15 protein-coding genes are annotated in these 18,016 nt (G+C 68.5%); 8 read left to right on the top strand and 7 right to left on the bottom strand.

Translation table 11 applies throughout. The features are described from left to right. Positions 1 to 362 precede the first annotated feature (362 nt). Positions 363 to 1,178, bottom strand: coding sequence for a TauD/TfdA dioxygenase family protein (locus tag ACIBO2_RS36720; protein WP_397302958.1), 816 nt, complete (start codon positions 1,176 to 1,178; stop codon positions 363 to 365). Positions 1,179 to 1,314: 136 nt separating this feature from the next. Here ACIBO2_RS36720 and ACIBO2_RS36715 point away from each other — a divergent pair, with 136 nt between their 5' ends. Then, complete coding sequence (locus tag ACIBO2_RS36715; protein WP_397302955.1) at positions 1,315 to 3,819, top strand: DNA topoisomerase (ATP-hydrolyzing) subunit A; 2,505 nt, start codon at positions 1,315 to 1,317, stop codon at positions 3,817 to 3,819. A gap of 170 nt (positions 3,820 to 3,989) precedes the next feature. Further along, entirely contained in the window at positions 3,990 to 7,037 is a 3,048-nt protein-coding gene (locus tag ACIBO2_RS36710; RefSeq protein WP_397302952.1) for a glycoside hydrolase family 3 N-terminal domain-containing protein, read from the top strand. 154 nt (positions 7,038 to 7,191) lie between these two features. On the opposite strand, the gene ACIBO2_RS36705 is transcribed toward ACIBO2_RS36710, so the two are convergent. After that, positions 7,192 to 7,569, bottom strand: a complete 378-nt coding sequence (locus tag ACIBO2_RS36705; protein ID WP_358545018.1) for a VOC family protein — start codon at positions 7,567 to 7,569, stop codon at positions 7,192 to 7,194. Between the two features lie 72 nt (positions 7,570 to 7,641). Here ACIBO2_RS36705 and ACIBO2_RS36700 point away from each other — a divergent pair, with 72 nt between their 5' ends. After that, positions 7,642 to 8,205, top strand: coding sequence for a thioredoxin family protein (locus ACIBO2_RS36700; protein WP_358545016.1), 564 nt, complete (start codon positions 7,642 to 7,644; stop codon positions 8,203 to 8,205). Positions 8,206 to 8,300: 95 nt separating this feature from the next. Here ACIBO2_RS36700 and ACIBO2_RS36695 read toward each other — a convergent pair whose 3' ends face one another. Beyond that, entirely contained in the window at positions 8,301 to 8,612 is a 312-nt protein-coding gene (locus ACIBO2_RS36695) for a hypothetical protein (protein ID WP_357940319.1), read from the bottom strand. 152 nt (positions 8,613 to 8,764) lie between these two features. On the opposite strand from ACIBO2_RS36695, the gene ACIBO2_RS36690 reads away from it, so the two are divergent. Beyond that, positions 8,765 to 9,262 carry a carbonic anhydrase gene (locus ACIBO2_RS36690; protein WP_358545015.1) on the top strand — a complete coding sequence of 166 codons (498 nt, stop codon included), beginning with the start codon at positions 8,765 to 8,767 and terminating at the stop codon, positions 9,260 to 9,262. Positions 9,263 to 9,528: 266 nt separating this feature from the next. Beyond that, on the top strand, positions 9,529 to 10,935 hold the full coding sequence (locus ACIBO2_RS36685) for a DNRLRE domain-containing protein (protein ID WP_358545014.1): 1,407 nt from the start codon (positions 9,529 to 9,531) through the stop codon (positions 10,933 to 10,935). 213 nt (positions 10,936 to 11,148) lie between these two features. Here ACIBO2_RS36685 and ACIBO2_RS36680 read toward each other — a convergent pair whose 3' ends face one another. Beyond that, positions 11,149 to 11,595, bottom strand: a complete 447-nt coding sequence (locus ACIBO2_RS36680) for a MarR family transcriptional regulator (protein ID WP_358545012.1) — start codon at positions 11,593 to 11,595, stop codon at positions 11,149 to 11,151. Positions 11,596 to 11,703: 108 nt separating this feature from the next. On the opposite strand from ACIBO2_RS36680, the gene ACIBO2_RS36675 reads away from it, so the two are divergent. Further along, a complete protein-coding gene (locus tag ACIBO2_RS36675) occupies positions 11,704 to 12,078 on the top strand; it encodes an ester cyclase (protein ID WP_358545010.1) in 375 nt (124 codons plus the stop codon). 443 nt (positions 12,079 to 12,521) lie between these two features. Here the strand turns inward: ACIBO2_RS36675 and ACIBO2_RS36670 are convergent, their stop codons facing one another. After that, positions 12,522 to 13,289: an alpha/beta fold hydrolase gene (locus tag ACIBO2_RS36670; protein ID WP_397302945.1), complete on the bottom strand. Its 768-nt coding sequence runs from the start codon at positions 13,287 to 13,289 to the stop codon at positions 12,522 to 12,524. A 204-nt stretch (positions 13,290 to 13,493) separates the two neighbouring features. Here ACIBO2_RS36670 and ACIBO2_RS36665 point away from each other — a divergent pair, with 204 nt between their 5' ends. After that, positions 13,494 to 13,811, top strand: a complete 318-nt coding sequence (locus ACIBO2_RS36665) for a helix-turn-helix domain-containing protein (protein WP_358545008.1) — start codon at positions 13,494 to 13,496, stop codon at positions 13,809 to 13,811. Positions 13,812 to 14,485: 674 nt separating this feature from the next. On the opposite strand, the gene ACIBO2_RS36660 is transcribed toward ACIBO2_RS36665, so the two are convergent. Continuing rightward, positions 14,486 to 16,588, bottom strand: coding sequence for a type IIA DNA topoisomerase subunit B (locus ACIBO2_RS36660; RefSeq protein WP_397302942.1), 2,103 nt, complete (start codon positions 16,586 to 16,588; stop codon positions 14,486 to 14,488). 223 nt (positions 16,589 to 16,811) lie between these two features. Here ACIBO2_RS36660 and ACIBO2_RS36655 point away from each other — a divergent pair, with 223 nt between their 5' ends. Next, positions 16,812 to 17,042: a hypothetical protein gene (locus ACIBO2_RS36655; protein WP_357940303.1), complete on the top strand. Its 231-nt coding sequence runs from the start codon at positions 16,812 to 16,814 to the stop codon at positions 17,040 to 17,042. A gap of 163 nt (positions 17,043 to 17,205) precedes the next feature. On the opposite strand, the gene ACIBO2_RS36650 is transcribed toward ACIBO2_RS36655, so the two are convergent. Further along, positions 17,206 to 17,904 (bottom strand): GNAT family N-acetyltransferase, encoded by a 699-nt coding sequence (locus ACIBO2_RS36650; RefSeq protein WP_397302939.1) that lies wholly within the window; start codon positions 17,902 to 17,904, stop codon positions 17,206 to 17,208. Between the last annotated feature and the right edge of the window lie 112 nt (positions 17,905 to 18,016).

The raw sequence follows: 18,016 nt of genomic DNA, 5'->3' as shown, positions 1-18,016 counted from the left end.
CCACCGCCACCCACGTTGTTACGGCCCCAAACCCCTTCCATCCATTACGGCAAGCCACACCCACCGCCACCCGCCGCACATGGCTGAGGGCCTCCAGGAAAACGCCCGCTGAGCCCGCACAGGGCCGGGCGCCGTTACGTGCGCATTCTTGGCCGGTGGCGGCCAGTGGTTCAGCCGGTGATTCCCCGCAGCGGTTCGGCCGGTGGTCGGTGGTGGCCTGTGTCGGGTGGGTGGCTTGAGGGCGGCTGTGCCGTACCGGATGAAAGGGGCTTGTCCGCAGAGACCACCCGCCGGGTTCAGAGGCCATTTCCCTGGAGCCCTCAGCCACGGGCGGCGGGTGGCTGTGCCGTAACAGAACAGGTTTATTGGTGTTCTGGGAAGGCGTTGATCGTGACGCGGTGCATGCGGCGGCGCTCCGTGTAGTCGGCGACCGCGTAGTGCTGCGTCGGGCGGTTGTCCCAGAAGGCCAGTGTGCCCGGACGCCAGCGGAGTCGCAGCTGATACTCCGGCGAGCGTATGTGGTCGATCAGCATAGGCAGCAGCGCCTCGTTCTCCCGGTCGGACAGCCCCACCAGCCGGGTCGTGGACGCCCGGTTGACGAACAGCGCCCTGCGGCCGGTCTCGGGGTGTACGCGTACGACGGGACGTTCGAGCGGCGGCCACTTCGCCTGGACCTCCGCCAGGTCGAACGGATGCCCCTTGGAGATGGCCTTCTTCATCGACATCGTGATGTCGTGCACCGCCGTGAGCTCGTCGCAGAGCCGCTGCAGCGGCGGGGACAGCGTCTCGTAGGCCAGGTAGGTGTTGGCCCAGCACGTGTCGCCGCCCACGCTCGGCAGCTGGACGCAGCGCAGCAGTGACCCCATCGGCGGCGTCGGCTCGAAGGTGTTGTCGCTGTGCCACTCGTCGCCGCCCTCCCCCTTGGGGTCGGTCTGGTCGAGTACGTGGATCGGGCTGGCGCTGTCCTTCTTGAAGGCCGGGTGGTTGAGCGTGCCGAAGTTCAGGGCGAACTGCAGGTGCTGCTCGTCGTCGATTTCCGCGTCCCGGAAGAACAGCACGAGGTACTTGAGCCAACCGGCCCGCAGGGTCTCCACCTGTTCCTGGGACAGCGGCTTGCGCAGGTCCACGCCTGTCACCTCGGCGCCGATGTGCTTGGTCACGGGATGGAATTCGATCATGACGCCTCCGGAAGCGAGTCTGCCGCTTTCATTTCCGAACGTAAGCCCCAAGCAATTGCTTGGTCAAGCGCACTATTACGGACCGGCGCGGCCGATGCGTCGCGGGCACTCAACTTTCTTCGGCACAATGTTCGACATGGCCCGACGTACGACTGCACCCCCACCCGAGGACTTCGAGGAGCGGATCGTCGACATCGACGTCTCCTCGGAAATGCGCGCAAGCTATCTCGAGTACGCCTACTCGGTGATCTATCAGCGCGCGCTACCCGACGCGCGCGACGGTCTCAAGCCCGTGCAGCGGCGCATCCTCTATTCGATGAGCGAGATGGGCCTGCGTCCCGAACGCGGCCACGTCAAGTGCTCGCGGGTGGTCGGCGACGTGATGGGCAAGCTCCACCCGCACGGCGACGGCGCGATCTACGACGCCCTCGTCCGGTTGGCGCAGCCGTTCTCGATGCGCCTGCCCCTGGCCGACGGCCACGGCAACTTCGGCTCCCCCGACGACTCGCCGGCCGCCATGCGTTACACCGAGGCCAGGCTGGCCCCGGCGGCCATGCTGATGGTCGAGTCGCTCGACGAGGACACCGTCGATTTCAAGCCCAACTACGACGGGCAGGAGACCGAGCCCACGGTCATGCCGTCGGCGTTCCCCAACCTGCTGGTCAACGGCACGACCGGCATCGCGGTCGGCATGGCCACCAACATGGCGCCGCACAACCTCGCCGAGATCGTGGCCGCCGCCCGTCACCTGATCAAGAAGCCCGACGCGGGGCTCGACGAGCTCATGCGCTTCGTGCCCGGCCCCGACCTGCCCACGGGCGGCACGATCATCGGCCTGCAGGGCATCCGCGACGCCTACGAGAGCGGCCGCGGCACCTTCCGCATGCGGGCCAAGGTCAGGGTCGACCAGATCACGCCGCGCCGCAAGGGCCTCGTCGTCACCGAGCTGCCCTACAACGTCGGCCCCGAGCGGGTCGTCGCCAAGATCAAAGAGCTGGTCACCAGCAAGAAGCTGCAGGGCATCGCCGACCTCAAGGACCTCACCGACCGGCACAAGGGCCTGCACCTGGTCATCGAGATCAAGAACGGCTTCATCCCCGAGGCCGTGCTGGAGGAGCTCTACCGGCTGACGCCGATGGAGGAGACCTTCGGCATCAACAACGTGGCGCTCGTCGACGGCGAGCCACGCACGCTGGGTCTGCGTGAGCTGCTGCGTGTCTATGTGGAGCACCGGCTCGAGGTCGTGCGCCGCCGCTCGGAGTTCCGCCGCCGCAAGCGCGAGGAGCGCCTGCACCTGGTCGACGGCCTCATCATCGCGCTGCTCAACATCGACGAGGTCATCCAGGTCATCCGCACCTCCGACGACTCGGCGCAGGCACGCGCCCGGTTGATGGAGGTCTTCGACCTGAGCGACATCCAGGCCGCCTACATCCTCGACACGCCGCTGCGCCGCCTGACCCGCTTCGACAAGCTGGAGCTCGACCGCGAGAAGCAGACGCTCTCCGACGAGATCGCCGAGCTGACCGGGATCCTGTCCTCGGACACCCGTCTGCGCCAGGTGGTCTCGGGCGAGCTGGCCGACGTGGCCAAGAAATACGGCACCCCGCGCCGCACGGTCCTGCTGGAGGCGTCGGGCGTGACCCGTACGGCGGCGGTGGACCTGCAGGTGGCCGACGACCCGTGCCTGGCGATGCTCTCCTCCACCGGGCTGCTGGCCCGCACCTCCGACGCCTCGCCGCTGTCGGGCGGAGATGAGCGGTCCGCGCACGACGTGCTGGTCTCCGTGGTCCGCACCTCCGCCAGAGGCGAGGTCGGCGTGGTGACGTCGGCGGGCCGGTTGATCCGCGTCGCGGTGGTCGATCTGCCCATCCTGCCGCCCTCCGCCAACCCGCCGTCGCTGTCGGGCGGCCATCCCGTCTCCGAGTTCGTCGCGCTCGAACCGGACGAGACGGTCGTCGGGCTCGGTTCGCTCGACCCCGACGGTCCCGGCCTGGCCGTCGGCACCGCGCAGGGCGTGGTCAAGCGGGTGGTGCCCGACTATCCGGCCAACCGCGACGACTTCGAGGTGATCACCCTCAAGGAGGGCGACACCGTGGTGGGCGCCGTGGAGCTCGAATCCGAGGAGCATGACCTGGTGTTCGTCTCCTCCGACGCGCAGCTGCTGCGTTTCCCGGCCTCGCAGGTACGCCCGCAGGGACGCCCGGCGGGCGGCATGGCGGGCATCCGGCTCGACGACGCGGCCCGGGTGATCTGGTTCGGCGTGGTCGATCCGTCGCGTCCGTCCCAGGTGGTGACGGTGGCGGGCTCGTCCACCGCCCTGCCGGGCACTCAGGTCGGGGGCGGCAAGGTGTCGGACTACGCGGAGTTCCCGGCCAAGGGGCGGGCCACCGGCGGGGTCCGGGCCCAGCGCTTCCTCAAGGGCGAAGACGTGCTGCTGCTGGCCTGGGTGGGACCCGCGCCGGCCAAGGCGGTGTCCTCGGTGGGCAAGCCGGTGCCGCTGCCGGACGAGATCGGGCGCCGCGACGGCTCTGGCGTCCGCCTCACCAACACCATCGGGGCCGTCGGCGGCGCCCTGGCGGCGGGCCCGGCCGACGACTCGGCCGAACCCGCTCAGCCGGAAAACGAAGCGCCGCTGTTCTGACGTGCGGGCCGCCGCCGACGTGTCGCGCGTGAGGCGGCGGCCGCTTCCTGGGCCGCCCGGCCTGCGGACAGCCGGGCGGCATCACACAGGTTGACGGGGGTTGTTATAAATCGCTCCCGTGACACGATCCCCTCTAGGAGAGAGCGCTCTCTCTGCTCTTGGGAGGATCCATGTTCCGATTAAGGACCCCGCTGTGGGCGGCGGTGGCACTGGTGGCCGCGCTGGTCACCGCTCCGCCGGCCCAGGCCGCCGCCGAACCGCTGACCGTCACCGACTTCGAGGCCACGACCCTGCCCGCGGGCGTCTCCGCCTGGGGCAACGACACCGCCTCGACCCCGGCCCTGACCGTCGAGCCCGACGCGACCCGGCCCGGCGCCCCCACGACCAACCGGGTGCTCAAAGCGGTCTACAACGTGAGCCAGTGGGGCGGCTGGTCCCACGACCTGACGACCGCCCAGGACTGGTCCGCCTACGAAGGGTTCTCCTTCTGGGTCAAGGGCACCGGATCCGGGCAGAAGGTGTTCTTCGAGATCAAGGACGGCGGCGGCGGAGCGGGCAGCTCTGAGCTGTTCGAGTCGTCCTTCACCGACGACACGGCCGGATGGCGGCAGGTACAGGTGCCGTTCTCCGGCTTCACCCGCCGCGGCGACTACCAGCCGGGCGGGGCCCCCACCGACGGACAGCTCGACCTTGTCGCCATGTGGGGCTACTCGATGCGACTCCCGGCCGCCTCCGGCACGCTGTTCTGGGACGACGTGCAGGTCTACGGCACCGCCCCGCCCCGGCCCGTACGCCTGGCCACGGACAAGCCGGTCTATCCGGTGAACGAGAAGGGCACGGCCGAGGTACGCGTCTCGGTCACCACCGCCACCGGCGGCCCGCTCCCCGCCGACCTGGCCGTCGGCTACCGCACCGGCACCGGCACGGCCACCCCCGGCCAGGACTACACGCCGGTCGAGGGCACGCTGACCTTCCCCGCGGGCACCGCCTCGGGCTCGGCCAAGGCGTTCACGGTCAAGACACTGGCCGACGGCGCGGCCGAGGTCGCCGAGACCATCCCGATCGAGCTGTCCGGCACGGGCACCAGACCCCCGGCCGAGACTCCGGCCATCGTGATCAACGCGCACGGCCTGCCGTACCTCGACGCTCGTAAGCCCGTCAAGCAGCGGGTCGCCGACCTGCTCGGCCGGATGAGCACCGAGGAGAAGGTCGGCCAGATGACGCAGGCCGAACGCGGCGCGCTCGGCTCGCCGAACGACATCGCCACCTACCTGCTCGGCTCGCTGCTGTCGGGCGGCGGCTCCACCCCGGCGACCAACACGCCGAAGGCGTGGGCCGACATGATCGACGGCTTCCAGCTGCGCGCCCAGCAGACGCGGCTGCAGATCCCGCTGATCTACGGCGTCGACGCGGTTCACGGGCACAACAACGTGGTCGGTGCGACGATCTTCCCGCACAACGTCGGCCTCGGCGCCACCCGCGACGCCGACCTGGTCGAGCAGGCGGGCAAGGTCACGGCGAAGGAGGTCAAGGCCACCGGCATTCCGTGGGACTTCGCGCCGTGCCTGTGCGTGTCGCGGGACGACCGGTGGGGACGCGCCTACGAGTCGTTCGGCGAGGACCCGGCGCTGGTCTCGCGGCTGACCACGATCATCGACGGCCTGCAGGACAACGGCGTGCTGGCCACGGCCAAGCACTACGTCGGCGACGGCGGCACCACGTACGGCTCCTCGACCGGCGACTACAAGATCGACCAGGGCGTCACCCAGCTCACCAGGGAACAGCTGGCGGCCATCCACCTGGCGCCCTTCGCCGAGGCGGTCAAGCGTGGCGTGGGCAGCGTCATGCCGTCGTTCTCCAGCGTCGACTTCGGCCAGGGGCCGCTCAAGATGCACGCGCACAAGGAGTTGATCACCGACGTGCTCAAGGGCCGGCTCGGCTTCAAGGGCTTCGTGATCAGCGACTGGCAGGCCATCGACCAGATCCCCGGTGACTATCCGAGCGACGTGCGTACCTCGATCAACGCCGGGCTCGACATGATCATGGTGCCGTACGCGTATCCGCTGTTCACGAGCACGCTCAAGGCCGAGATCGCGGCCGGAGGGGTGCCCATGGCGCGGATCGACGACGCGGTCTCCAGGATCCTGACGCAGAAGTTCCGGCTCGGCCTGTTCGAGCACCCGTACGCCGACCGTTCCGGCATCGGCGACGTCGGGTCGGCCGCCCACCGCGCGGTGGCCCGCACGGCCGCCGCGAAGTCGCAGGTGCTGCTGAAGAACGAGGACCGGCTGCTGCCGCTGCGCCGCGACGCCAAGGTGTACGTCGCCGGATCCAACGCCGACGACCTCGGCAACCAGAGCGGCGGCTGGACGATCACCTGGCAGGGCTCGTCCGGGCCCATCACGCAGGGCACCACGATCCTGTCGGCGATCCGTGGCCGGGCGGCCTCCGTCACCTATTCGGCCGACGCCTCCGCGCCGCTGGCCGGGCATGACGTGGGTGTCGTGGTGGTGGGCGAGAAGCCGTACGCCGAGGGCCAGGGCGACGTGGGCGTCAACGGGCACACGCTCGACCTGTCGGCTGCCGACCGGGCCGCGATCGACCGGGTGTGCGGGGCGATGAAGTGCGCCGTGCTGGTCGTCTCCGGCCGCCCGCTGCTGCTGGGCGACCTGTCCAAGGTCAAGGCGCTGGTGGCGTCGTGGCTGCCGGGCACCGAGGGCGCCGGCGTGGCCGACCCGCTGTTCGGGGCCGTGCCGTACACGGGGCGGCTGCCCTTCACCTGGTTCCGTACGGCGGAGCAGGTGCCGATCAACGTGGGCGACGCGACCTACGACCCGCTTTATCCGTACGGCTGGGGACTGCGCACCGACCGGGCCCGCGACCGGCTCAAGGCGGCCTACGACCGGCTCTCCGGCGGCGACGGAGCCTCCAGGGCGGCTTCGGCGGCGTTGCTGGTGGCGCTGCTGGGCAACAACTGGAATGCCGACGGCTCCGTGCGGCAGACCCGCGTCGTGCTGGGGGCGATCGGCACCGCGGCGGCGCTGCTCGACCGTTCGAAGACGGACGCGTACGCGCAGGACGACGCCGTCGTCTCGGTGGCCAGAGACATCGCCCAGACCACCGGCAGACGGCCCGACCTGCAGGCGTCGGCCGACCATGAGCTGGCGGCCGGCAACGTACACAAGGCGGTGGAACTGCTGACACAGGCGGCCCGCTGACGTAAGGCGGCAGACATGCTGACGTAGGCGGCCCACTGACGGCGACGGCGGTGGAGCTGCTGCTGACGCAGGCCGTCCGCTGACGCAAGGACCGACTTCTGGCGCCAGCTCGCCAGAAGCCGGTCCACTCGTCTGTTACCGGTCCGCTGACCTGTCAGACGTCCCTGCAGAGGCAGAACGTGTGGCCGGCCGGGTCGAGGAAGACGCGGAAGGAGTCGTCATCGCTCGGCTGGTGCTCGTGCTTGGTGGCACCGATCTCCAGCACCTGGGCCTCGGCCTTGTCCATGTCGCCGACCGTCACGTCGATGTGCATCTGCTGGGGATGCTCCGCACCGGGCCAGACCGGCGGCCGGTAGTCGTCGACGGCCTGGAAGGCCACCCGCGCGGGCGGGCCTCCATTGGTGACGACGGCCCACTCCTCGTCGGACCCCTCCAGGATGGGCCAGCCGAGCAACCGCGAATAGAACTGGGCCAGCTCCATCGGATGGGCACAATCGAGGACCGTGGTCCGGAACTCCGCGATGCCGTTCATTACCTACCTCCGAGACTGTTATACCGATGGCCACCGACGGTTTCGTCGGGGCCAACAGCGACAATGGATGCCATGGCTGCCAACTCGTTCATGGTCCCACTCGGCTCTCCAGCGCCCGATTTCCAGCTGACCGCGATCCACGGCGGCAGCGTCTCGCTCGCGGATCTCAAGGATTCGCCCGCCATTCTCGTGGCGTTCCTGTCGAACCACTGCCCCTACGTGCGGCACATCGAGCGCGGCCTCAGCACCCTGGCCACCGACTACGGCCCCAGGCTGTCGATGGTCGCCATCTGCAGCAACGACAGCGTGAACTACCCCGACGACGACCCGACACACCTGGCCGAGCAGGCGTCGCGGGCGGGCTTCCCGTTCCCCTATCTGCTCGACGATACGCAGGAGACCGCCAAGGCGTATCGGGCGGCGTGCACGCCCGACTTCTTCCTGTACGACGCGTCGTTCCGGCTGGCCTACCGCGGCGAGTTCGACGATGCCCGGCCCGGCAACTCCGTACCGGTGACGGGGTCCTCGCTGCGCGCGGCGATCGACGCCCTGTTGGCGGGCGACCCGGTGAGCGAGGAGCAGAACCCGTCACTCGGCTGCGGCATCAAGTGGAAGCCAGGCAACGCACCCGTCTGACCACTGCCAAGTGTCAGGCGCGGGTGACGGTGGAAGCCAGGTAAGCACGCCCGCCTGACCCCTGCCGGACGTCGGCGGAAGTGGCGATGGGGACGTCAGGCGGAGGTGGCGATGGCGGCCGGCAGGGCGAGCAGGAGTTCGTGGGGCTCGCCCTGCCAGCCCCGGATCAGCCGGAAGCCGGCCTCTCCGGGGTCGAAGTCGTCACAACCCAGCGGCCCGAAACAGCCTGCCTGGTCGAGCAGCACGATGAGCGGGTCGTCGTCGGGCAGGCCGCCCGCGTAGGCGGCCGCGTCGAGGAGCGCCAGCGCGCACCTCGCGTTGAGGCCGTCGTCTCGGGTCTCCACACGGTCGAGGCGGCGCCAGGCATGGGTACGCAGGTACGCGGCGAGCGATTCGGACCTACTCACGACAACCTTCTTCGGTCACACATGGGCTGTTCATACGTTGGGCTACGACATCATCACGCAAAGTGAGTGCCGCGCGTGGGACCTTGGGCAACTTCCGCCGTGTCGCCACCCCGGAAACCACAACGAAACGGACGTGAGGGATCATCTGTCACATGAGCCAGTTCGATGACCTCATTTCCGCCAATGCGAAATATGCTGCTAAATTCCGGAATTCCGAACTGACCGGCCGGGCCGCTCGCGGACTCGGCGTCGTGACCTGCATGGACTCCCGCATCGACCCCCTCGGCCTGCTCGGTCTAGAGGCGGGCGACGCCAAGATCCTGCGGAACGCGGGCGCGCGCGTGACGGACGACGTCCTGCGTACCCTCGTCCTGGCCGTCTACCTGCTCGGCGTAGAACGCGTGCTGGTGATGCCCCACACCGACTGCGGCATGTCCAAGGTCACCGACGCCGATGTGTACGAGCTCACCCAGCGGCACGGTGTCGACACCCGCAGCCTGGAGTTCCACACCGTCCCCGACCAGGACGCGGCCCTGCGCCATGACCTGACGCGGATCCGCTCCTCGCCCTTCCTGCCGCCGGGACTGCCGGTGGGCGGCGCGATCTACGACGTGCACACGGGCGAACTGCTGCCGGTCGACCTGATATGACTCTCCGCTTAACCTGATAACTCTTCGTTTTGTGAGAAATATCGCACCAAAGCGGTCTCTCACTTTGCCGTGCCGTTACCTGTGATATTCCTGTGACCCGTCGGCGATCTTGTCGCCGCGACAGAAACGGGGATGTCATGTTTACGAGCAATCCGGTACCGCCTAACGATCGGTGATCGTCGCCCGGGGGCCAGTCCCCCGCCCGACGCCCTGAAGTCAGCGCATTCGCGCGCTACTCCACACCCATCGATCGTTAGGACGTTGATTTGCGTAAGTCTCTCAACCGTTCCATGGGCCGCCTGGCCCTCGGGCTCAGCGCCGTGACCGTGCTCACCGCCGCCACGGCCATCCCGGCTTCAGCCGCTCTGGCCGCCACCGGCCAGAGCGCGGAGGACGTCGCGTCGGCCCAGGCCGCCGCCGACGGCAAGCCCGTACCCGTGCCGAGCCTGTCGGACGAGTCCAGCACCACCGTCGCCAACCCCGACGGCAGCTTCACCGCGACCATCACCTCGGGCCCGTCCCAGGTGCAGCAGAACGGCCAGTGGGTGCCCATCGACACCTCACTCGTCGCCGACGGCGCGGTACTGAAGCCGCGTGCCTCACGCGCCCAGGTCGAGGTCTCCAACGGCGGCGAGGGCACGCTGGCGAAGATGACCGACGACAACGGCCGCGTGTTCTCGCTCAAGTGGCCGACCGCGCTGCCCAAGCCGGTCGTCAAGGCGAACGTCGCCACCTTCACCGACGCGGCGGGCCCGGGGGCCGACCTCGTCGTCACCGTCCTGCCGACGGGATTCCGTCACGACGTCGTTCTGCGCGAGAAGCCCTCCGGTCCGCTGGAGCTCCGCATTCCCGTACAGACCGAGGGCGTCGAACTGTCCGAGTCGGCCGACGGCCGCCTTCTCCTGACCAGTACGGCCGGCGACAAGGTGATCGCCGCCGGGCCGCAGCCGGTCATGTGGGACTCGAAGGGCCACGGCAAGCCCCGCGGCGACTCGCTCTCGAAGATCGACACCGCGGTCGAGACGCAGAACGGCACCAAGGTCCTCGTGCTCAAGCCGGACGCCAAGTTCCTGGCGGACCCGGCGCGCGTCTACCCGGTGACCGTCGACCCGGTGATCACGCTGCCGAGCGTGACGGACACCGACGTCGCCACCTCCTGGGCCTCGCACCCCGGTGACCCGATGATCATCGCGGGCACGATGCCCTGGGAGAACGGCCAGGGCGGCGACGTCATGCGCAGCCTGGTCAAGTTCGACACCCACAAGCTGACCGGAAAGCGGGTCATCTTCGCCAACATGGCGATGTGGAACCTGGAGACGAACGCCTGCGGTCTCCGCGTGGGCTCCGGCCTCACCGCCCAGCGGATCACCAGCTCGTGGGACGAGACCGACCTGAACTGGGACAACAAGCCCACCACCACCGCAGAGGGCCAGGCGACGAACCGCGCGGGGCGCGGCCGCACCTGGACCGCGCCGTGCGCCGGAGGCGCCGGCTACCTGTCGTGGCCGGTGACCACCATGGCCAAGGCCTGGGCCTCGGGCGCTGCCAACTACGGCGTCCAGCTGAAGGGCGCCGACGAGACGGAGGCCACCAACTGGCGCGCCTTCGCCGCGTCGGAGAACAAGGACGAGGGCGTCAAGCCCCCGACCCTGACGGTCATCTACTGGCGCTGACCATCACCTGAAACCCCGAAGGGGGCCGGGCTCCCCCGGCCCCCTTCGGCATGTCCGAACGAACTCGGCGCGTGGGGACACGCTCGGCGTCCGGATGAGCTCAGCGTGCCTGGACGGGCCCAGCACGTCCGCGCGTGGACCCAGCGTGCCCGAGCGTGGGCTCAGCGTGCCCAGACTGGCTCAGCGTGCCCGGCGGAGTCGAGGGCGGGGGTGTCAGCTCGTCGAGCCGGAGCGCATCTGCTCGACCTCGTCCTGGAACACGGCCTGCGTCTTGTTCATGAAGTCGGCGATCACCTCAAGCTGCTCATCGCTGTAATCACTCAACGAAGCCCGCCACGCCTTGATCAGCGGCGTGAACACCGGCGCCACATCCACCGCCGCCCGCTCCAGCACGAGCGTCACCACGACCTTCCGCCGATCGGCGTCGTCCCGCTCCCGCCGCACATATCCCACCGATTCGAGCCGATCGATGACCCCGGTGACGGACGCGGTGGTGATCCCGGCCCGCCGCGCCAATTCGCTGGCCGTCAGGGCCCCTTCGCTCAACAGGTTGAGGCAGTGGAGATCGGTGGTGTTGATGCCAATGCGTCCCGCAGCCGCCTGACTCATCGAGACCGAAAGCACGTTGGTCTTGCGCAGCGCTTCGAGCAACGCGGTCACCAACGTCGCACGTCTTGACATCGCCCACCAAACTCTCTAGCTTTTCAAATATCTAGGAAAACTAGAGATAAGCATCTCTAGCAACTAGCCAATCGGAAGGATATCCCGATGAAGGACGTCGTCATGCGCCTGTACGACGAGGTGCTCAACCAGGGCAGGTTGGACGTAGCCGACGAGATCATCGCCAGCACCCTCTCCACCGGCCCCAACGACCCACCCGGCCCGGAGCGCGTCAAGCAGATCTCCACCCACATCCGCTCAGCCCTCCCAGACATGCACTTCGACGTCCAGGACATGATCGCAGAAGACAACAAAGTTGCCACCAGATGGACCCTGAGCGGCACCCACACCGGCACCTTCTTCGGCGTCCCGCCAACGAACCAGCCCTTGGAGATCAGGGCCTGCGTCATCTTCGAACTCAAGGACAACCAGATCACCAACCTGTGGCCGATCCTGGACACCAGCACCTTGCGCCCCATCTGACGCCAGACCGAACCCCCTCGGCCCCGGCGCCCGCCCGCACCCCGGTCCCCGGGCCTCCCCGCACCCCGGTCCCCGTGCCCCGCCTGGGTTCCAGCCCCGGCCCCGACCTGGCCCGCCCCCGCGCCCCGGACCCCGCCTGCACCCCAGCCCCGACCCCGGCCTGGTCCCAGTCCTGACCTCGGTCCCGGTCCAGTTCCCGGCCCCACCCCTGCCTGCGCCCCCGGCCCGACCCAGGCACCGGCACCGACACCGACACCGACACCATCCCAGTCCGGCCCCGCCCCGACCCCGGCCCCGTCCCAGTCCGGCCCCGCCCCGAGGACGAACGATCTTGACGCGGGACGAGCAGCGGCCACCGTCCTCGCGCCGAGAAAGAGCAGCAGCACGTAAACAAGCGAGCCCGGCCACAGATCAGCTGAGCGTCGCCACAGGCGTGGCCTTGCTCACGGCATGCCGGCGTTAGCGGCCAGGAACGGCAGCACCGTTGGCAGAACGTCGGTCGATCTGTCCCAGCAGCCCTTGTGATCTGCGTCGGAGATGGACAAGAAGTGCACGCCTGAGCCCTCGGCGAAGGCCTGCATCGGCTCGTGCCAAGGATCGGCCGTGCCCGCGTACAGCAGCATCGGCACGCCGGAGTCGGTGAGTTCCCGATGGAGTCCAGGCTCGCGTGAGAACGCCTCATAATTGGCGCGGAAACCGGCAGGATCACCTGCCTCGATCAGGGCGGCCTGATAGGGATCCGCAGCGGCGCCTTGCTTCATCAGCTGGTACGCGTCGGTGTCGGCGGGCAGGCCGAGCAGACGCAGCGTAGGACCGACCGCAGAGCGGAAACCATCGATAGGATCAAACCCGCCGGCCACCAGGCAGGTCAGCCGGTCGGGCGCATGCGCGGCGACCGCGTAACCGGTCATGGCGCCGAGCGAGTATCCCCAGAACGCGGCCCTTTCGACGCCTACCTCGTCCAGCACCGCCGTGACGGAGTCCACCCGCCGTTCCAGCGAATAGTCCTCGACCTGATGCGGAGCGTCGCTCCCACCCAGGCCGAGCGGGTCGATGGCGATCACAGTACAGGTGGGCGTGAGGGCGGACGTGTACCCGCTATGCGTCCAATGTGCTCCGTCCTGGAACATGCCCGGATGAAGCACCACTGCGGGGCCCTCGCCGGAGACCTCGTAGGAAATCTTGAAACCATTGCTGCGTGCGATGGGCACGTGTTGTTCCTCATCTGTTCACGAAGATCCTGCCTGCACGCAGGACCGTTACGCTTGATAACGGGATCAATCGTGACGCAAGCTTAGAGAGCTTCGGAAGAAGGCACTTTCTTGTCGCAACGGAACACCGCAGTAACAAGCCAGCTCACGCCCGCGACGACGGCCCCCGCCCCTGACGATTGCCCGCTGCCCGAGGTCCTGAACTTGATCGGCGGCAAGTGGAGCGCTCAGGTACTGGTCGAGCTGGGCAAAGGTCCGCGCCGCTTCACCCAGCTGGAGCGCGCGATCACGGGCATCAGCCGTCGCATGCTGACCGTCAGCTTGCGCGATCTCGAACGCAACGGGCTCATCACCCGAACCGTGTACCCGGATTCCCCACCGCGAGTCGAGTACGCCACTACTCCATTGATCGAAGACATACGCGAGCCCCTCGAAGCGCTCACGGACTGGGCCCGTCTCGCGGCCCCTGCCATCACCGCAGCCCGCCGAGCCTACGACGGTTCAGCCGATTCACATCTCTGATGCGCTGTCATTTCTCACCGACATTACTGGCGGGTACCGGAATCTAGCGCTGTCAGAACTGACCGAAAACGCTGCTACTCGTCACTGACGAAACCACCCGCCACTGCGACACCGTTACCGAGGCACTACTTCCCCTGGTCGACCGCGTCCTCGACGCCGCCCGCACGGGCCTGGCCGAGCTCACGGCCGGTGAGCCAAACCCTCACGCCGCTCGTCTTGACGGCCCCGGCGCCTTCTCTGAGGGATGGGCGCGGACAGCCGAGAACGCCGCGAGCCGAAACGAGCCTGGGTGAAGGGCCTGAGGACTGAAACGGCCCTGGGCATGCTGAGCAGGTCCTGGGTGCGCTCTGGAACGGGCCTGAGCGGCCCTGGAGCGTGCTGACCAGGTCTAGGCGTGCCCCAGTGCCCCACGATGGGCCTGACGCGCCAAGGCCTGTCAGAGCGGCCTCAAACGCGGCCTTGGCGGACTGTCGGGCACCACGGGCCCAACCACACGGAAGCCACGGTCAATCATGCGCACGTCACGGCGCCCGACCCGCTCCACCGGAGGAGCGTGCCCCTGGACAGACCTCAGCCCGCTACGGCGTCGGGGGCTCACCGTGCCTGCCGTAAAAGAAAGCCCGAAAAAGAAGAGCCGCAAAAACGGCGCCGAGCAGGCAAAACCAAGCAGAGGTTTAGGCGTCAATATGGTCGCGGTCGACTTCGGCGGCGCTGCTGACGATGAACTCGCGGCGCGGAGCCACGTCGCTGCCCATCAGCAGGCTGAAGATCCCCTCCGCCGTCTCCGCGTCCTCGATGCGGACGCGGCGCAGGATGCGGTGGCGGGGGTCCATCGTGGTCTCCGCGAGCTGGTCGGCGTCCATCTCGCCCAGACCCTTGTAGCGCTGCACCGGGTCCTTCCAGCGCCGGCCGCGTCGCTCCAGGTCGCGCAGCACCTTCTGCAGCTCGGCGTCGGAGTAGCAGTAGATGTACTTCTCCTTGCCCCGGCCGGGGTTGGTGAGCTCGATGCGGTGCAGCGGCGGGACCGCGGCGAACACCCGGCCCGCCTCGACCATGGGCCGCATGTAGCGGTGGAAGAGGGTCAGCAGCAGGCAGCGGATGTGGGCGCCGTCGACGTCGGCGTCGGCCATCAGGATGACCTTGCCGTAACGGGCCGCCTCGATGTCGAAGGAGCGGCCGGAGCCCGCGCCGACCACCTGGATGATCGCGGCGCACTCGGCGTTCTTGAGCATGTCGCTCACGGACGCCTTCTGCACGTTGAGGATCTTGCCGCGGATCGGCAGGAGGGCCTGGAACTCCGAGTCGCGGGCCAGCTTGGCGGTGCCCAGCGCGGAGTCGCCCTCGACGATGAACAGCTCGCTGCGGTCGATGTCGTCGCTGCGGCAGTCGACGAGCTTGGCGGGGAGCGCGGAGTTCTCCAGGGCGCTCTTGCGGCGCTGGTTGTCGCGGTGCTCGCGGGCCGCGATGCGGGCCTTGGCGGCGGCGACGATCTTCTCCAGCACGGCGCGCAGGGGCTGCTTGTAGCCGCGCGGCGGGTTGGCGAACAGCTCCTTGAGCTCGCGGGAGACCACGTGGGAGACGATGCGGGTGGCCGCCGAGGTGCCCAGCACCTCCTTGGTCTGGCCCTCGAACTGCGGCTCTGGCACCCGGACCGTGACGACCCCGGTCAGGCCCTCGGAGATGTCCTCGCTCCTGACCGGGTCGTCGCCGTTCTTCAGCAGACGGGTCTCGCGCAGCAGCTCGTTGATCGTGCGGGCCAGGCCGCGCTCGAAGCCGGTGAGGTGGGTGCCGCCCTTGGGGGTGGCGATCACGTTGACGAACGAGCGGACGGTCGAGTCGTAACCCTTGCCCCAGCGCACGGCCACGTCGACGGTGAGCTCACGCTGCACCTCGGTGGGCGTCATGTGGCCCTGGTCATCGAGCACCGGGACGGTCTCGTGGAAGTGGCCGACCCCCTGCAGGCGCAGCACGTCACAGACGGCCTCGTCGCGGGCCAGGAACTCGGTGAACTCGGAGATGCCCCCGTCGAAGTGGAACTCCTCCTCGACCCGCTCCTCGTGCCTGCTGTCGATCACGGTCAGGCTCAGGCCGGGCACCAGGAAGGCGGTCTGACGCAGGCGGACGTGGATCTCGTCGAGCGAGACCTCGGCGTCGGGCAGGAAGATCTGCTTGTCGGCCCAGAACCGCACCCGAGTGCCGGTGATCCGCTTGTGCAGCTTGCCGCCGTCACGCATGCCGGACTTCTTCTTGAACTTGGCCTTCGGGCCGTCGCCGTCGAAGATGCCGGGAACACCGCGGCGGAAACTGATCTGGTGGATGCGGCCGTCAAGGTCGACCTCGACGTCGAGGCGCTCGGACAGGGCGTTGACCACGGAGGCGCCCACGCCGTGCAGGCCGCCGGACGCGCCGTAGGCGCCGCCGCCGAACTTACCGCCCGCGTGGAGCTTGGTGTAGACGAGCTCCACTCCGGCCAGACCGCTCTTGGGCTCGATGTCGACGGGGATGCCGCGGCCGTCGTCGCGCACCTCGATGGAGCCGTCTGGATAGAGCTCCACCTCGATGCGGGTGCAGTGCCCGGCGAGCGCCTCGTCGACGCCGTTGTCGACGATCTCCCAGAGGCAGTGCATGAGCCCGCGACTGTCGGTTGACCCGATATACATGCCAGGGCGCTTGCGGACCGCTTCCAGCCCCTCAAGCACCGACAGGTGACGAGCCGTGTAACCCGCCTCCACTAGCGTCACTCCGGCTCCCCTGCGTTTAAGCGTCGAACTGAGCATCGAACATGTGTGCGTAGCCTATCGTTCTTCCCCTACGCACGCGTACAAGCTTGCCATGACGGCAGGTTTGGTGTTACCAGGCGACGGCTCTCCATCACTTCCGGCCACATTCTGCTCTCGGCGTAGCCGGGCAGTGATTGGGAACGTCCACGTCCGGTTAGATGTTGTCCAAGTGACTGACGCCAGATCCTCGCTTCGGCGGGGGTGACCCGAAAGGCGATACGTGACTGGAGCTCTCGCCCCCGTTAAGCCGCTGACGGCCCTCGACCGTTGCGACCGTTGCGGCGCCCAGGCCTACATTCGCGCGACCCTGCCCGTGGGTGGGGAGCTGCTGTTCTGCGCTCATCACGGGCGTCAGCACATAGCAGCGCTCCGCGATAAGGGCGCCGACATCCTGGACGAGTCTGCTCGGCTCAGCGAAACCCCAACAGTGGCCCCCAACGACGAGCGCTAACCGGCGCTGGTCGTGATGAGATAACAACATATTGCACGGAGCGGAACGGCGATCCCGGCAGGCCCGGGACCGCCGTTTCGTCATGTCTCAGGCCGTCTCACCGGACGGACACATCGCCGACTTACCTCACCGGTATATCGCCGCCATCTGATCTCACGCGGCCCTACTTCGCTCTGTAGTGATAGCGCGCCCGCGTCTCGAAGCCCTCGCTTCGGTACAGGGCCTGGGCCGCCTCGTTGGGCGCGGTGGTCACCAGATAGGCCGTACGCGCCCCGCTACGCCGTACGAGAGCACGCAACACGCTCCTGGCCAGCCCACGGCGGCGAGCCTGGGGCGACGTGGCCATGCAGTAGATCCCGATCGTCTCCCCCTGCGGCACACCCCGGCCGACGGCGACGGCCTGACCGTCCTCCTCGACCGCGGCGTACAGAGCAGGCACCCCTCGGCAGATCCGATCAGCCACCTCGACACCCTCGGCGTAGCGCCCGTCCACGGCCCACCAGGTCTCCAGCCACCCCGGCCAGGGCCGCTCCTCCACCCGCACCGGATGAACGGCCTGGGAGACACCGCCGCCCCCGACCATGATCACGGTCGGGTCGACGGTCTCATACCCCCGCGCCGACAGCTCGTCATCGAGCCCCGGCATGGCCCCCATCCCCACGGAGAACACGCTCCGCTGCCCCTTTTCGGCATAGAACGCCTCGGCGGCCTCGATCGCGCCAGTGAGATCGGCGGGCCTCCCCAGGGGGAGCACGGAGTTCGCCCGCTTGGTCACTCCTCCGGCGTAGCGAAGGATCCAGCCGTCGTACGTCCGCTGCTCATAGGCGGGCCAGGCCTCATGTACCAGCAAGTCGAAATCCACTCGCGCACCCTACCCAACCAGCGCGAACCTCCCGCGAAGCGGCCAAACCTCGGCGGCCGTATTCCGGAAGAACCCTCAGCAGGCAGGGCAACCCAGACACAAGCAGTGAGCG

The sequence above is a fragment of the Nonomuraea sp. NPDC050022 genome (assembly GCF_044460705.1).
GTDB lineage: Bacteria > Actinomycetota > Actinomycetes > Streptosporangiales > Streptosporangiaceae > Nonomuraea.
The sequence above is the reverse complement of the archived record's forward strand: the minus strand, read 5'-3'. Positions and strand labels throughout refer to the sequence as shown.

Bases quoted from the DNA above. Each gene is read 5' to 3' on its own strand.
- ACIBO2_RS36720 (WP_397302958.1), bottom strand. From the start codon at position 1,178: ATGATCGAATTCCATCCCGTGACCAAGCACATCGGCGCCGAGGTGACA.
- ACIBO2_RS36715 (WP_397302955.1), top strand. From the start codon at position 1,315: ATGGCCCGACGTACGACTGCACCCCCACCCGAGGACTTCGAGGAGCGG.
- ACIBO2_RS36710 (WP_397302952.1), top strand. From the start codon at position 3,990: ATGTTCCGATTAAGGACCCCGCTGTGGGCGGCGGTGGCACTGGTGGCC.
- ACIBO2_RS36705 (WP_358545018.1), bottom strand. From the start codon at position 7,569: ATGAACGGCATCGCGGAGTTCCGGACCACGGTCCTCGATTGTGCCCAT.
- ACIBO2_RS36700 (WP_358545016.1), top strand. From the start codon at position 7,642: ATGGCTGCCAACTCGTTCATGGTCCCACTCGGCTCTCCAGCGCCCGAT.
- ACIBO2_RS36690 (WP_358545015.1), top strand. From the start codon at position 8,765: ATGAGCCAGTTCGATGACCTCATTTCCGCCAATGCGAAATATGCTGCT.
- ACIBO2_RS36675 (WP_358545010.1), top strand. From the start codon at position 11,704: ATGAAGGACGTCGTCATGCGCCTGTACGACGAGGTGCTCAACCAGGGC.
- ACIBO2_RS36660 (WP_397302942.1), bottom strand. From the start codon at position 16,588: ATGCTCAGTTCGACGCTTAAACGCAGGGGAGCCGGAGTGACGCTAGTG.